The organism is Agrococcus terreus, assembly GCF_014645235.1.
Lineage (GTDB): Bacteria > Actinomycetota > Actinomycetes > Actinomycetales > Microbacteriaceae > Agrococcus > Agrococcus terreus.
On sequence record NZ_BMLM01000001.1, the window covers coordinates 1,278,916 to 1,292,339 of the forward strand.

Sequence of the window (13,424 nt, forward strand, 5' to 3'; positions counted from 1 at the left end):
CGGAGGCCCCGCTCCAGCTGGAGCGGGGCCTCTCGTCGTCGGTCAGCGCTTCGGCCGCAGCAGCAGGCCCGCGAGCGGCGGCACCGTGATCGTCGCCGAGGCGGGCCGCCCGCCCCACGGCTCGTCCATGGCGCGGACGGCGCCGAGGTTGCCGACGCCCGAGCCGCCGAACTCGGACGCGTCCGAGTTCACGAGCTCCTCCCACTCGCCCGCGAACGGCAGGCCGAGCCGGTAGCCCTCGATCGGGCGTCCGGAGAAGTTGACGACCGCGGCGATCGGATCCGGCCCCTCGCCCCAGCGCAGGAACGCGATGAGGTTGTCGGAGGAGTTGCCGCCGTCGATCCACTCGAACCCGCCGGGCTCGTTGTCGCGCGCCCACAGGGCGTCGTGCTCGCGGTAGGTGCGGTTCAGCTGCGAGACGAGCGACATGAGGCCGCGGTGCACCGGCTGGTCGAGGATCCACCAGTCGAGCCCGCGCGCCTCGCTCCACTCGCTCGGCTGCCCGAACTCCTGGCCCATGAACAGCAGCTGCTTGCCCGGATGCGCCCACATGAACGTCAGGTACGCGCGCACCGAGGCGAGCTTCTGCCACTGGTCGCCCGGCATCTTGCCGAGCAGCGAGCCCTTGCCGTGCACGACCTCGTCGTGGCTGATCGGCAGCACGAACTGCTCCGAGAAGGCGTAGAGGAACGAGAACGTGATGTCGTGGTGGTGGTGCGAGCGGTACATCGGGTCGACCGCCATGTACTGGAGCGTGTCGTGCATCCAGCCCATGTTCCACTTCATGCCGAAGCCGAGCCCGCCCGCACTGGTCGGCTTCGAGACGCCGGGCCACGAGGTGGACTCCTCGGCGATCATGATGACGCCGGGGTGCCGGCGGTAGACCGTCGCGTTCGTCTCCTGCAGCAGCGCGATGGCCTCGAGGTGCTCGCGCCCGCCGTGCACGTTCGGCAGCCATTCGCCGTCCTTGCGCGAGTAGTCGAGGTAGAGCATCGAGGCGACGGCGTCGACCCGGAGGCCGTCGATGTGGAACTCCTCCATCCAGTAGATCGCGTTCGCGACGAGGAAGTTCTTCACCTCCGGGCGGCCGAAGTCGAACACGTGCGTGCCCCAGTCGGGCTGGTCGCCGCGGCGCGGATCCGGGTGCTCGTAGAGGGCGCGGCCGTCGAAGCGGGCGAGCGCCCACTCGTCCTTGGGGAAGTGGCCGGGCACCCAGTCCATGATCACGCCGTAGCCGGCGCGGTGGAGGCGGTCGATGAGGTACCGCAGGTCGTCGGGGTGCCCGAAGCGGCTCGTCGGCGCGTAGTAGCCGGTGACCTGGTAGCCCCACGAGCCGCCGAAGGGGTGCTCGGCGAGCGGCATGAACTCGACGTGCGTGAAGCCCGTCTCCTCGAGGTGCTCGATGAGCGCGTCGGCCATCTCGCGGTACGAGAGCCCCGGCCGCCACGAGCCGAAGTGCAGCTCGTAGATCGACATCGGCGCGTTGTGCGGGTCGCGCGCGGCGCGCGAGGCCATCCAGTCGTCGTCGCTCCACGCGAAGCGGCTCGTGCCGACCTTCGACGCGGTCGCAGGCGGCACCTCGGTGTAGCGGGCCATCGGGTCGGCGCGCGTCACCCAGCCGTGATCGGTGAGGATCTCGTACTTGTAGGCGCTGTGCTCCAGGTCGCCCGGCACGAAGAGCTCCCACACGCCCGAGCGGCCCATGGTGCGCATCGGGTGCGCGCGGCCGACCCAGTCGTTGAAGTCGCCGACGATCCGGACGGCGTAGGCGTTCGGGGCCCAGACGGCGAACGCCGCGCCCGCGACGCCCTCGTGCTCGCGCAGGCGCGAGCCGAGCACCTTCCAGAGCTGCTCGTGCCGGCCCTCGCTCCACAGGTGGAGGTCGAGCTCGCCGAGCGCCGGCGTGAAGCGGTACGGGTCGTCGGCCTCGTGGACGGCGCCGTCGTCGTACTCCGTGCGCAGCCGGTAGGGCGCGACCGGGCCGGCGACGCGCGCCTCCCAGAGCCCGTGGCCGACGTGCTCCATCGGGGTCTCTGCGGCGCCGACGACGGTGACGGCCCTGGCCAGGTGCCGGGTCGCCCGCACGACGTGACCGTCGCCATCGGGGAGGGAGGGGTCCGGGTGGGCGCCGAGCAGGTCGTGCGGCTGCGGGTCGGCGCCGCCCGTGAGGCGCTGGATGGCGTTCTCGTCGAGGGTCATGCGCTCGCCTTCCGCACGTGGATGATGTGCGCGGGCTCGACGAACGCGTCGAGCCGCACGAAGTCGTGGTCGCTCCAGGTCCAGGTCTGGCCGGTGATGAGGTCGTGCGCCTCGAACTGCTCGCCCGGCTGCAGGCCCAGCTTGGTCAGGTCGAGGTGCACGGTCGTCTCGCGCGCCGAGTGCGGGTCGACGTTCGCGACCACGAGGATGACGTCGTCCTCGCCGCTCTCGGTGAAGCGGCCCTCGACGCGCTTCGAGTAGACGAGCACGCTGTCGTCGTCCGACCAGTGCACGTCGAGCGCCCACAGCTGGCGGATCGCGGGGTGCTGGGCGCGGATCTCGTTGAGCCGCGCGATGTACGGCGCGATCGTCGTGCCGTTGCGGGCCGCCCGCTCCCAGTCGCGCGCCTTGTACTCGTACTTCTCGTTGTCGATGGCCTCCTCGGCCCCCGGCCGCGCGACGTCCTCGATGAGCTCGTAGCCGGCGTACATGCCCCACGTGGGCACGGCGGTCGCGGCGATCGCGGCGCGCACCTTGAACGCGGGCACGCCGCCGAACTGCAGGTACTCGGTGAGGATGTCGGGCGTGTTCACCCAGAAGGCGGGCTTGAACCACGCCGCCTGCGGGCCGGTGACCTCGCGCAGGTACTCCTCGAGCTCGGCCTTCGTGTTGCGCCACGCGAAGTACGTGTACGACTGCTGGAAGCCGACCTTGCCGAGCGCCTGCATCATCGCGGGGCGCGTGAACGCCTCGGCGAGGAAGACGATGTCGCCGTGGCGCGCGTTCGTCTCGCGGATCACGAGCTCCCAGAACCACAGCGGCTTGGTGTGCGGGTTGTCGACGCGGAAGATGCGCACGCCGCAGCCGATCCACTGGTCGAGGATGCGCAGCACCTCGGCGACGATGCCCTCGGGATCGTTGTCGAAGTTGACCGGGTAGATGTCCTGGTACTTCTTGGGCGGGTTCTCGGCGAACGCGATCGTGCCGTCCGGGAGGGTCGTGAACCACTCCGGGTGCTCGGTGACCCAGGGGTGGTCGGGCGCCGCCTGCAGCGCGAGGTCCATCGCGACCTCGAGGCCGAGCTCGCCCGCGCGGCCGACGAAGGCGCGGAAGTCGGCTACCGTGCCGAGGTCCGGGTGGATGGTGTCGTGGCCGCCGTGCTTCGAGCCGATCGCCCAGGGGCTGCCGGGGTCGCCGGGCTGCGGCGTGAGCGTGTTGTTGGGGCCCTTGCGGTTCACCTCGCCGATGGGGTGCACGGGCGGCAGGTAGACGACGTCGAAGCCCATCTCCTTGACGGCGGGGAGGCGCTCGGCGGCCGTGCGGAACGTGCCGGAGGTCCAGGTGCCGTCGTCGTTCCGGACGGCGCCCTCGGAGCGCGGGAAGAGCTCGTACCAGGCGCCGACGGCCGCGCGCGTGCGCTCGACGCGAAGGCGGAGGGTCTCGGAGGCCGTGACGAGCGAGCGGGGCCTGCGGCGGTCGACGGCGGCGAGCACGTCGGGCGCGTTCACCGCGGCCCAGCGCTCGAGCACGGGGGTGGAGCGGTCGGCGAGGCGCTCGGCGGCGCGGCGGAGGGTCGCGGCGTCGTCCGCGGCGGCGGGGTCGACGGCGGGCGCCGCGCTCGCGGCCGGGGCCGTGCTCCGGGCCGCGGTGCTCGCGCTCCGCGCGGGCTTCGGCGCGCCGCTGCGCGCGGGCGCGGCGGCCTGCGCGGAGGCGGGAGCCGGCGCCGTCTCGTCGGCGGCGCGCACGAGCAGCTGCGCGCCGATCGTGGCCATGAGCTCCGCGTCGATGTCGGCTGCGATCTTGATCTCGGCGTTGTGGTGCCACGTCGCCCACTCGTCGGCCCACGCCTCGACGTGCCACGTCCACTCGCCCTGCTCGTCGACCTGCGCGAGCGCGCGGTGCCGGTCGAAGCCGTCGCCGACGGGGGGCATCGAGTGCCGCTGCTCCTTCCCCGAGGGGGAGCGCAGCACGAGCGTGACCCCGATCCGGTCGTGCCCCTCGCGGAACGCGACGGCCGAGAACGGCACGACGTCGCCCACCACCGCCTTCGCGGGGAATCGGTCGCCCGGCTGCTGCGGAGCGAGGTCGAGCACCGGGATCCGGCCGGACAGGACATCCATCTGGGTCGCCACGGATCCGACCCTAGCGAGCGCTCCTGCGACCGGCCATCAGCCGCCGCTAGGCTCGGCCGCGTGAGAGCGATCCGCAAGTTCACCGTCCGAACCTCGCTGCCTGCCCCGCTGGCCCGGCTCGACGCCATCGCGTCGAACCTGCGCTGGTCGTGGCACGAGCCGACGCGCGACCTCTTCCGGGAGATCTCCCTCGAGGGCTGGCGCGCGACGGGCCACGATCCCGTCCAGCTGCTCGGCAGGGTCGGCCCCGAGCGGCTCGCCGAGCTCGCCGACGACGAGGCGTTCGTCGCGCGCGTCGATGCGCTCGCCGACGACCTCGACGACTACCTGTCGCAAGCGCGCTGGTACCAGTCGGTCGAGGGCGCGCCCGAGTCGATCGCGTACTTCTCTCCCGAGTTCGGCATCACGAGCGCGCTGCCGCAGTACTCCGGCGGCCTCGGCATCCTCGCCGGCGACCACCTGAAGGCCGCGAGCGACCTCGGCGTGCCCATCGTCGGCGTCGGGCTCTTCTACCAGGCGGGATACTTCCGCCAGGCGATCTCCCGCGAGGGCTGGCAGCAGGAGTCGTACCCGGTGCTCGACCCGGACGGCCTGCCGCTCACGATCCTACGCGAGGAGGACGGGCGCCACGCCACGGTCTCGCTCGCGCTGCCCGGCGGCCGCGAGCTGCACGCGCGCATCTGGCAGGCGACGATCGGCCGCGTGCCGCTGCTGCTGCTCGACACGAACATCCACGAGAACGACGACGACCTGCGCGGCGTCGCCGACCGCCTGTACGGCGGCACGGGGGAGCACCGCCTCCAGCAGGAGCTGCTGCTCGGCATCGGCGGCGTGCGCGCGCTCGCCAAGCGGGCCGAGCTCACCGGGGCGCCGGTGCCGCCCGTCTTCCACTCCAACGAGGGCCACGCCGGCTTCCTCGGCATCGAGCGGATCTCGCAGCTCATCGGCGAGGGGCTCTCGTTCGACGAGGCCCTACGGGTCGTGCGCGCGGGCACGGTGTTCACCACCCACACACCCGTGCCTGCCGGCATCGACCGCTTCGACGTCGAGCTCGTGCGCCGCCACCTCACGCACGAGCTCGTGCCGGGCGTCGACGTGGGCCGCGTGCTCGAGCTCGGCCGCGAGGACGACCCCGCCATCTTCAACATGGCGCAGCTCGGCTTCTCGATCGCGCAGCGCGCGAACGGCGTCTCGAAGCTCCACGGCGCGGTGAGCCGCTCGATGTTCCAGTCGCGCTGGCCGGGCTTCGACGTGGAGGAGGTGCCCATCACCTCCGTGACGAACGGCGTGCACGCGCCCACCTGGACGTCGCCGACCCTCAAGCGCCTCGCCGAGCGCGAGCTCGGCACGCAGGACACGACGCGCTGCGACTGGGCGTCCGAGACCGTCTCCGACGAGACGATCTGGGCCGCGCGGCGCGAGATGCGCGAGCACCTCGTGGCGGAGGCGCGCGAGCGCACGCGCCGCAAGCACGAGCGCAACGAGGGCGTGGCGCCCTCGTGGGTCGACGAGCTGCTCGACCCCGAGGTGCTCACGATCGGCTTCGCGCGCCGCGTGCCGACGTACAAGCGCCTCACCCTCATGCTCCACGACCGCGACCGCCTGCGGGCGATCCTCACGGACCCGGAGCGGCCGGTGCAGCTGGTCATCGCCGGCAAGTCGCACCCGGCCGACGAGGCGGGCAAGGCGCTCATCCAGGAGCTCGTGCGCTTCTCGCAGGAGCCGGAGGTCCGCGGTCGGCTCGTGTTCCTCGAGAACTACGACATCTCGATGGCGAAGTCGCTCTACCCGGGCTGCGACGTCTGGCTCAACAACCCCCTCCGCCCGCTCGAGGCGTGCGGCACGAGCGGCATGAAGGCGGCGCTCAACGGCTCGCTCAACCTGTCGATCCTCGATGGCTGGTGGGAGGAGTACTACGACGGCCAGAACGGCTGGGCGATCCCCTCGGCGCACGAGCACATGGACGCCGCCGAGCGCGACGCGTTCGAGGCGAACGCGCTGTACGAGCTCATCGAGCGGCAGGTCGCGCCGCGCTTCTACGAGCGCGACGAGCGCGGGCTGCCGACGGCGTGGATCGCGTCGATCCGGCACACGCTCGGCACGCTGAGCCCCGAGCTCTCGGCCGAGCGCATGCTCGCGGAGTACGTGACGCGCCTCTACGCGCCCGCGGCGGCGGCGGTCACGGCGGCCGCGGCGGACGACCGCGCCCCGGCGCGCGCCTTCGCCGCCTGGACGGGGCGCGTGCGCGACGGCTTCGGCGGCGTCGAGGTGCGCCACGTCGAGGTGCACGGCGTCGACGTGCCACCCGTCGTGGGCGACACGGTGCGCGTGCGCTCCTACGTAGCGCTCGGCGCGCTCGACCCGCGGGACGTGCGGGTCGAGGTCGTCGCCGGCGCCGTCTCGGAGGAGGGCGAGCTGCGCGGCACGCGCACCTACCCGCTCGCGCCGTCCGGCGCCGCGCCCGACGACGGCACGACCGCCTTCGAGGCCGACATCGCCGTGCCCCGCGCGGGCACCTTCGGCTACACGGTCCGCGTCGTGCCGACGCATCCGATGCTCGCCTCCCACGCCGAGCTCGGCCTCGTGGCGTATGCCCGCGCCTAGCGCTCGCTGAGGCTCACCGCTCCGAGCCCGCCGGCGGCGACGGCGGCGTCCGCACGACGCTGACCGTCGCCTCCGGCGCGCCCGCCGCGGGCATGCCGTGCACCGCGTAGACGCGCAGGCTCATCGCCGGCACCTGGATGCGCGCGCCGGGCGCGATGCGCTCGTGCGGGTGCTCGTCGTCGGCGGAGTCCCACAGCAGCTCGAGCTCGGTCGCGCCGTCGGGCACGGGGGTGGTGACGAGGGCGTCGCGCGGCGAGCCGTGCACGACGACGAGCACGCGCGAGTAGCCCTCCTCGACGGGCGTCGACTCGGCGACCATCTGCATCGTGCGGTCGCGGGAGTGGTCCCAGTCGTCGATCGTCATGCGCTCGCCCTGCGCGTTCCACCAGTCGAGGCGGCTCGATCCCGCCACCCGCTGGCCGGTGCGGCCGTACTCGAGCGGGCGCAGCGCGGGGTGCTCGCGGCGCAGCCGCAGCAGCCGCCGCGTCTGCACGAGGAACGCCTCCTGCCACGGCTTGCGGTGCCAGGGCATCCACGTGAGCGCCGAGTCCTGGCAGTAGGCGTTGTTGTTGCCGCGCTGCGTGCGGCCGAACTCGTCGCCCATCGTCAGCATCGGCGTGCCGGCCGAGACGAGCAGCGTGCCGAGCAGGTTGCGCATGGAGCGGCGGCGCTCGCGCTGGATCTCCGGGTCGTCGGTGCGGCCCTCGACGCCGTGGTTCCAGGATCGGTTGTCGTCGGCGCCGTCGCGGTTGTCCTCGCCGTTCGCCTCGTTGTGCTTGCGGTCGTAGCGCACGAGGTCGGTGAGCGTGAAGCCGTCGTGGGCGGTGATGAGGTTGACGCTCGCGAGCGGCCCGCGCTCGGCGGCGATGAGCCCCTCGGAGCCCGAGAGCGCGTGCGCGAGCGGGCCGACGCCCGTCGAGCCCTCGCCGCCGTGGCGGAACGCGCGGGCGTCGCTGAGCCAGAACTGCCGCACGGTGTCGCGGTAGCGGTCGTTCCACTCCCCGAAGCCGGCGGGGAAGCGGCCGGTCTGCCAGCCGTCGGGGCCGACGTCCCAGGGCTCGGCGATCATCGTGGCGCCCTGGAGCTCGGGGTCGTCGAGGATGCGGCGCAGCAGCGGGTGCTGCGGGTCGAAGCGGAGGTCGGCGCCGCGGCCGAGCACGGGCGCGAGGTCGAAGCGGAAGCCGTCGACCTGCATCTCGCGGTGCCAGTACCGGAGCGAGTCGACGACGAGGTCCTGCGCGGCGGGCAGCGCGTAGTCGATCGTGTTGCCGCACCCGGTGCAGTCGATCATCCGGCCCTCGTCGTCCTGCCGGTAGTACGAGGCGTCGTCGATGAGGCGGAGGCTCGAGGGCGGGCCGCCGCGGCCCTCCTCGGCGGTGTGGTTGTAGACGACGTCGAGCAGCACCTGGATGCCCGCCTCGTGGAGCAGCCGCACCATGCCCTTGAACTCGCGGAGCACGCCGCCCGTGCCGTCGAACTGCGCGCGGCGCGACGCGTAGGCGCTGTGGGGCGCGAAGAAGCTCAGGGTGTTGTAGCCCCAGTGGTTCACGCGGCCCTGGTGGATGAGCCGCTGCTCCGAGACGAACAGGTGCACGGGCAGCAGCTGCACGGCGGTGACGCCGAGCTCGCGCAGGTAGTCGATGGTGGCCGGATGCGCGAGCCCCGCGTAGGTGCCGCGCAGCTCGGCGGGCATGTGCGGGCTGAGCTTCGTGAGGCCCTTCACGTGCGCCTCGTAGATCACCTGGCGCGACGGCGGGACGACCGGCTGCTGCACGCCGCCCCAGTCGAAGGCGTGGTCGACGACGGTGGCGCGGTGCTGCCCGTGCGGGGTGCGGACGACGCCGTGCGCGTGCGGCGGCAGGGCGTTGCGGTGCCAGTCGAAGGAGTGGCGCGGCCCCTGGGGTCCGTCGACGCCGACGGCGTACGGCGTGCCGGTGCGCAGCAGCTCGCTGTCGATCGTGAAGACCTCGCCGATCCGCTCCATCGGCACGGCCTCGAGCAGCCAGTCGGGATCGTGCGGGTCGAAGACGCGCAGCTCCATGCGGGTCGCGTGGCGCGACCAGACCGTCAGCCGGTGCCCGTGCTCGGTCGGCTCGATGCCGGGCCGGGGAACGGAGACCTGCGAGGAGGCCTGCGCGGGCTCGGTCGGTGGCACCGCTCTAGGGTAAGGGGGTGCGGCTGTTCGACCATGCGGCGGCGACACCCATGCGCGTGTCGGTCCGCGAGGCGCTCGCGGCTGCGGAGCCCCTCGCCAACCCCGCCTCCACCCACCGCGCCGGCCAGCGCGCCCGCGCCGTGCTGGAGGACGCGCGCGAGCGGATCGCGGCGGCGCTCGGCGCCCATCCCACCGAGGTGGTCCTCACCTCCGGCGGCACGGAGTCGATCAACCTCGCGCTCAAGGGCACGTGGTGGGCCTCGGGCCGCGCGGGGGAGCGCGGCGCGCTCGTCGTGCCGGTCGCCGAGCACCACGCGACGCTCGACGCGGTCGAGTGGCTCGAGCGCGAGGGCGCCGAGGTGCGCTGGATCGGGGTCGACGCGCACGCCGTGACGGATGCCGCGGCGCTCGCGGCGGCGCTGCCGGGGGCGGCGCTCGCGACGATGCTCGTGGCGAGCAACGAGCTGGGATCGATGCAGCCCGTCGACGAGGTCGCCGAGGCGACGCTCGCGGCGGGCGTGCCGCTGCACCTCGACGCGGTGGGCGCGGTGGGCCGGGTACCGATCCGCTTCGCCGAGACCGGGGCGGCGCTGCTGAGCGTCGGCGGCCACAAGGTCGGCGGCCCGCACGGCGCGGGCGCGCTCCTCGTGCGGCGCGACGCGCGCCTCGAGGCGCTCCACCACGGCGGCGGCCAGCAGCGCGGGCTGCGCTCGGGCACGCAGGACGCGCTCGGCGCCTCGCTGCTCGCGCTGGCGCTCGAGGAGGCCGTCGCGGAGCTCGACGCCGAGGCCGAGCGCCTGCGCGCCCTGACCGACCGCATCCTCGACGCCGTGGCGGGCCTGGCGGGCGTGCGCATCCTCGCCGCCGACGACCGGCTGCCGCACATCGCGCACCTCGTCGTCGAGGGGGAGGGCGGCAGGCCGGCCCAGGGCGAGGCGCTGCAGTTCCTGCTCGACGAGGCGGGGTTCGCCGTCTCGAACGGCTCCGCGTGCTCGGCGGGCGTCGCGCGCGAGTCGCACGTCGTGCGCGCGTGCGGGCTCGAGGGCGTCGCGCCGCTGCGCCTGTCGCTCGGGCGGACGACCACCGCGGAGGACGTCGACGCGCTGCTCGCCGCGCTGCCTGCCGCGATCGCCCGGACGCGCGCCCTCGCCTAGCGCCGGCCGCGGCCCAGCAGCGCCCGCCGCTCGAGCACCGCGGCGGCTGCGAGCGCGCCGAGCACGTCGGCGACGAGGTCGCTCAGCGTGTCCTCGTAGCCGACGCCGATGCCCGCGTCGATGCCCACGTGGCCCGCCCACTCGCCGAGCTCCCACAGCAGCCCCAGCAGCAGCACCGCGTTCGTGACGTGCAGCACCCGCGCCCACCCGTCGCGGCGCCGATCGCCCTCCTGCAGCATCCCCGACCGCACGAGCAGGGCGTGGCAGAGGAGCGCGAGCACGACGCCGGAGGCGAGGTGGACGGCGAGGTCGAGCCAGGGGATCGCGTCGTAGAGGTCGAGCGCCGCGCACCAGGCCGCGCCGACGAGCACCGCCTGCGTGACGATGTCGGGGATCGGCCGCATCCCCGCGAGGCGCACGATCCCCGCGCCGAAGGCAGCGAGGGCCATCGCCGCGGCCGAGGGGCCGTCCGAGACGACGAGCGCGAGGGGCACCGAGGCGAGCGCGAGCGCTCGAGCGACGTCGCCGGGGCGGAGGCCCCGCTGCTCGGCGACGATCGAGTGACGGCTCATGCGGCCCTCCTGCCCTCGGGCGCCCGGCCCTCCGGCGGCGGGCCGAGCCGCAGGCGGCGCGCGGCCGCGCGGTCGGCGAGCCCGTCGCCGGCGCGCCCGCCCAGGCGTCGCGCCCAGCGCTCGCCGGGCCCGCCCTCGACCGCCCAGCCGCGGCGGAAGGTGCGCATCGCGAGCGCGACCCGCCGCCGCGCGTCGGCGGGCGACCGGAAGATGCGCCCCTCCGCGGCGACCCGCAGCCTCGGGTCGAACCGCACCCGGGCTCGCGGGCCCAGGGCCATCGCGATCGCGAGGTCGTCGTGCACGTGCGGGTCGGTGCGGTCGAGGCGGTCGGCGAGCGCGTGCCACCGCTCGCGGCGGATCGCCATGTTCGAGCCCCACAGCGGCACGTTCGCGATCGCGGCGCCCGCGGCGACGAAGGTGCCGGCGGCGTAGGCGGCGCTCGCGACCGCCGACCACGGGGCGGGGAGGTCGTGGAAGCGCCCGGGGCCCGTGAGCCCGTCGAGCTCGGGGTCGGCGGCGAAGGCGTCGCGGATGCGGGCGACCCAGTCGCGCGGCACGACGGAGTCGGCGTCGCAGCGCGCGAGCACGTCGCCCGACGCGGCGTCGAAGCCGCGCGCGGCGGCGGCCAGGATGCCCGGCTCGTCCTCGTGCAGCACGGTCACCCCCGCTGCGCGTGCGACGGCCGCGCTGCCGTCGACGCTGCCGTTGTCGACGACGAGCACCTCGAGCGGCGTCACGGCCTGGGCGGCGAGGCGCGCGAGGCAGCGCTCGAGCGCAGCGGCGTCGTCGCGCACCGGGATCACGACGCTCACGCTCGGGGCATCCGGTGCCATGTCCCCCAGCCTGGCACGCTCGGTAGCCTGGAGGCTGAGACCTCGGGACGTCCGGGGCGAGCGGCGCGGGCTGAGCGGAGGAGGCGCGCATGAAGGTGCTGGCAGCGATGTCCGGCGGCGTCGACTCCGCCGTCGCCGCCGCGCGCGCCGTCGACGCGGGCCACGAGGTGGTCGGGGTGCACCTCGCGCTCAGCCGCATGCCCGGCACGCTCCGCATCGGCAGCCGCGGCTGCTGCACGGTCGAGGACGCCATGGACGCGCGCCGCGTCGCCGACGCGCTCGGCATCCCGTTCTACGTGTGGGACTTCTCGGAGCGCTTCCACGACGCGGTGGTGCAGGACTTCGTCGACGAGTACGCCGCCGGCCGCACCCCGAACCCGTGCCTGCGCTGCAACGAGCGCATCAAGTTCGAGGCGCTCCTCGACCGCGCGATCGGCCTCGGCTTCGACGCGGTCGTCACCGGCCACTACGCGCGCGTCGAGCGCACGCCCGAGGGCCCTGAGCTGCACCGCGCGGCCGACTGGGCCAAGGACCAGTCGTACGTGCTCGGCGTGCTCACCGCCGCGCAGCTCGAGCACTGCTGGTTCCCGCTCGCCGGCACGCCCTCGAAGGCGGAGGTGCGCGCCGAGGCGGCGGAGCGCGGCTTCCTGCTGGCGCAGAAGCCCGACAGCCACGACATCTGCTTCATCCCCGACGGCGACACCCGCGGCTTCCTCGCCGAGCGGCTCGGCGCCGAGCCGGGCGAGGTCGTCGACCGCGACGGCGCGGTCGTCGGCAGCCACGAGGGCGTCCACGGCTACACGGTGGGGCAGCGGCGCGGGCTCGCGCTCGGCGTGCCCTCGCCCGACGGCCGCCCGCGCTTCGTGCTCGAGGTGAAGCCGTCGACCCGCCAGCTGGTCGTCGGGCCCAAGGAGGCGCTCGCGGTCTCGACGATCGCCGGCAGCCGCATCTCGCACGCGGGCGCGCCGCATCCGGGCCTCGACGAGGGCCTCGACATCGAGGTGCAGATCCGTGCCCACGCCGACCCCGTGCCCGCGCGGGCGCGGATGGTCGGCGACGAGCTCGTGGTGGAGGCCGCCGAGCCGCTCCACGGCGTCGCGACCGGGCAGTCGGCCGTGCTCTACCTGGGCGCGCGCGTGCTCGGCCAGTGCACGATCGACCGGACGGTCTCTGCTGGGACGGTGCCTGCTGAGACGGTGTCGACCGAGGCCGTGACGGCGTAGGGATCGGTCGCGGACCGCGACCGGTCAGTGCCCGCCGTGCTCGTCGACGTCGAGCGTGAGGCCGTGCTCGCCGTGCGGCTGCGCGAGCGATCCCGCGTGCGTGCCGGCGAGGGCCGGGGTGGCGACGCCCGCGACGACGGTCGCGACCGCGGCGAGCGAGAGCAGCGCGGCGAGGGGGCGGGGCTCTGCGGTGCGCCGCGCGGGGTCGGCGCCGATGCGGCGGTCGACGAGCAGGGCGACGGCCGCGGCGAGCGCGAGGACCGACTCGGCGAGCATCGGCACGAGCGGCAGGGTGGCCGCGCCCTCGGGCGAGGCGAGCAGCGCGAGCAGCCAGAGTGCCGTGGGCGCCGCGAGCGGTGCGAGCACCGCGGGGAGCGGCCAGCGCCAGCCTCGGAAGGCGGCGACCATGACCGCCAGCTGGCCCGCGCCGCTCAGGACGAGCGGCACGGCCAGCCAGGGGACGGCGGCGGCGCCCACCGCGATCGCGATGAGCGCCGCGCCGAGCGCTGCCACGGCTCCGCAGAGCCTCGTCAGCGCATCCATGCCTGGTCC

Annotated in this window: 9 protein-coding genes; 3 read left to right on the plus strand and 6 right to left on the minus strand. The window is 74.4% G+C overall.

The genetic code is table 11. From position 1 onward, the window contains the following. Positions 1-42 precede the first annotated feature (42 nt). Complete coding sequence (gene glgB / locus IEW90_RS06215) at positions 43-2,199, minus strand: 1,4-alpha-glucan branching protein GlgB (protein WP_188717124.1); 2,157 nt, start codon at positions 2,197-2,199, stop codon at positions 43-45. Next, a complete protein-coding gene (locus tag IEW90_RS06220; RefSeq protein WP_373284726.1) occupies positions 2,196-4,331 on the minus strand; it encodes an alpha-1,4-glucan--maltose-1-phosphate maltosyltransferase in 2,136 nt (711 codons plus the stop codon). Before IEW90_RS06220 ends, glgB begins: the two co-directional genes overlap by 4 nt. Before the next feature lie 60 nt (positions 4,332-4,391). Between IEW90_RS06220 and glgP the strand changes: the two genes are divergently transcribed. Beyond that, positions 4,392-6,935, plus strand: coding sequence for an alpha-glucan family phosphorylase (gene glgP, locus IEW90_RS06225; protein ID WP_188717126.1), 2,544 nt, complete (start codon positions 4,392-4,394; stop codon positions 6,933-6,935). Positions 6,936-6,948: 13 nt separating this feature from the next. Here glgP and glgX read toward each other — a convergent pair whose 3' ends face one another. Then, positions 6,949-9,090, minus strand: coding sequence for a glycogen debranching protein GlgX (gene glgX, locus IEW90_RS06230; RefSeq protein ID WP_229679515.1), 2,142 nt, complete (start codon positions 9,088-9,090; stop codon positions 6,949-6,951). A gap of 17 nt (positions 9,091-9,107) precedes the next feature. On the opposite strand from glgX, the gene IEW90_RS06235 reads away from it, so the two are divergent. Continuing rightward, entirely contained in the window at positions 9,108-10,244 is a 1,137-nt protein-coding gene (locus IEW90_RS06235) for a cysteine desulfurase family protein (RefSeq protein ID WP_188717129.1), read from the plus strand. On the opposite strand, the gene IEW90_RS06240 is transcribed toward IEW90_RS06235, so the two are convergent. Both IEW90_RS06240 and IEW90_RS06245 read right to left on the minus strand, forming a co-directional pair. Further along, a complete protein-coding gene (locus IEW90_RS06240; RefSeq protein ID WP_188717131.1) occupies positions 10,241-10,816 on the minus strand; it encodes a DUF2238 domain-containing protein in 576 nt (191 codons plus the stop codon). The genes IEW90_RS06235 and IEW90_RS06240 overlap by 4 nt on opposite strands. Further along, positions 10,813-11,649, minus strand: coding sequence for a glycosyltransferase family A protein (locus IEW90_RS06245; protein WP_229679516.1), 837 nt, complete (start codon positions 11,647-11,649; stop codon positions 10,813-10,815). The genes IEW90_RS06240 and IEW90_RS06245 overlap by 4 nt, the downstream gene beginning before the upstream one ends. Positions 11,650-11,738: 89 nt before the next feature. Here IEW90_RS06245 and mnmA point away from each other — a divergent pair, with 89 nt between their 5' ends. Then, complete coding sequence (gene mnmA, locus IEW90_RS06250) at positions 11,739-12,872, plus strand: tRNA 2-thiouridine(34) synthase MnmA (RefSeq protein ID WP_188717133.1); 1,134 nt, start codon at positions 11,739-11,741, stop codon at positions 12,870-12,872. 24 nt (positions 12,873-12,896) lie between these two features. Here the strand turns inward: mnmA and IEW90_RS06255 are convergent, their stop codons facing one another. Then, entirely contained in the window at positions 12,897-13,385 is a 489-nt protein-coding gene (locus IEW90_RS06255) for a hypothetical protein (RefSeq protein ID WP_188717134.1), read from the minus strand. Between the last annotated feature and the right edge of the window lie 39 nt (positions 13,386-13,424).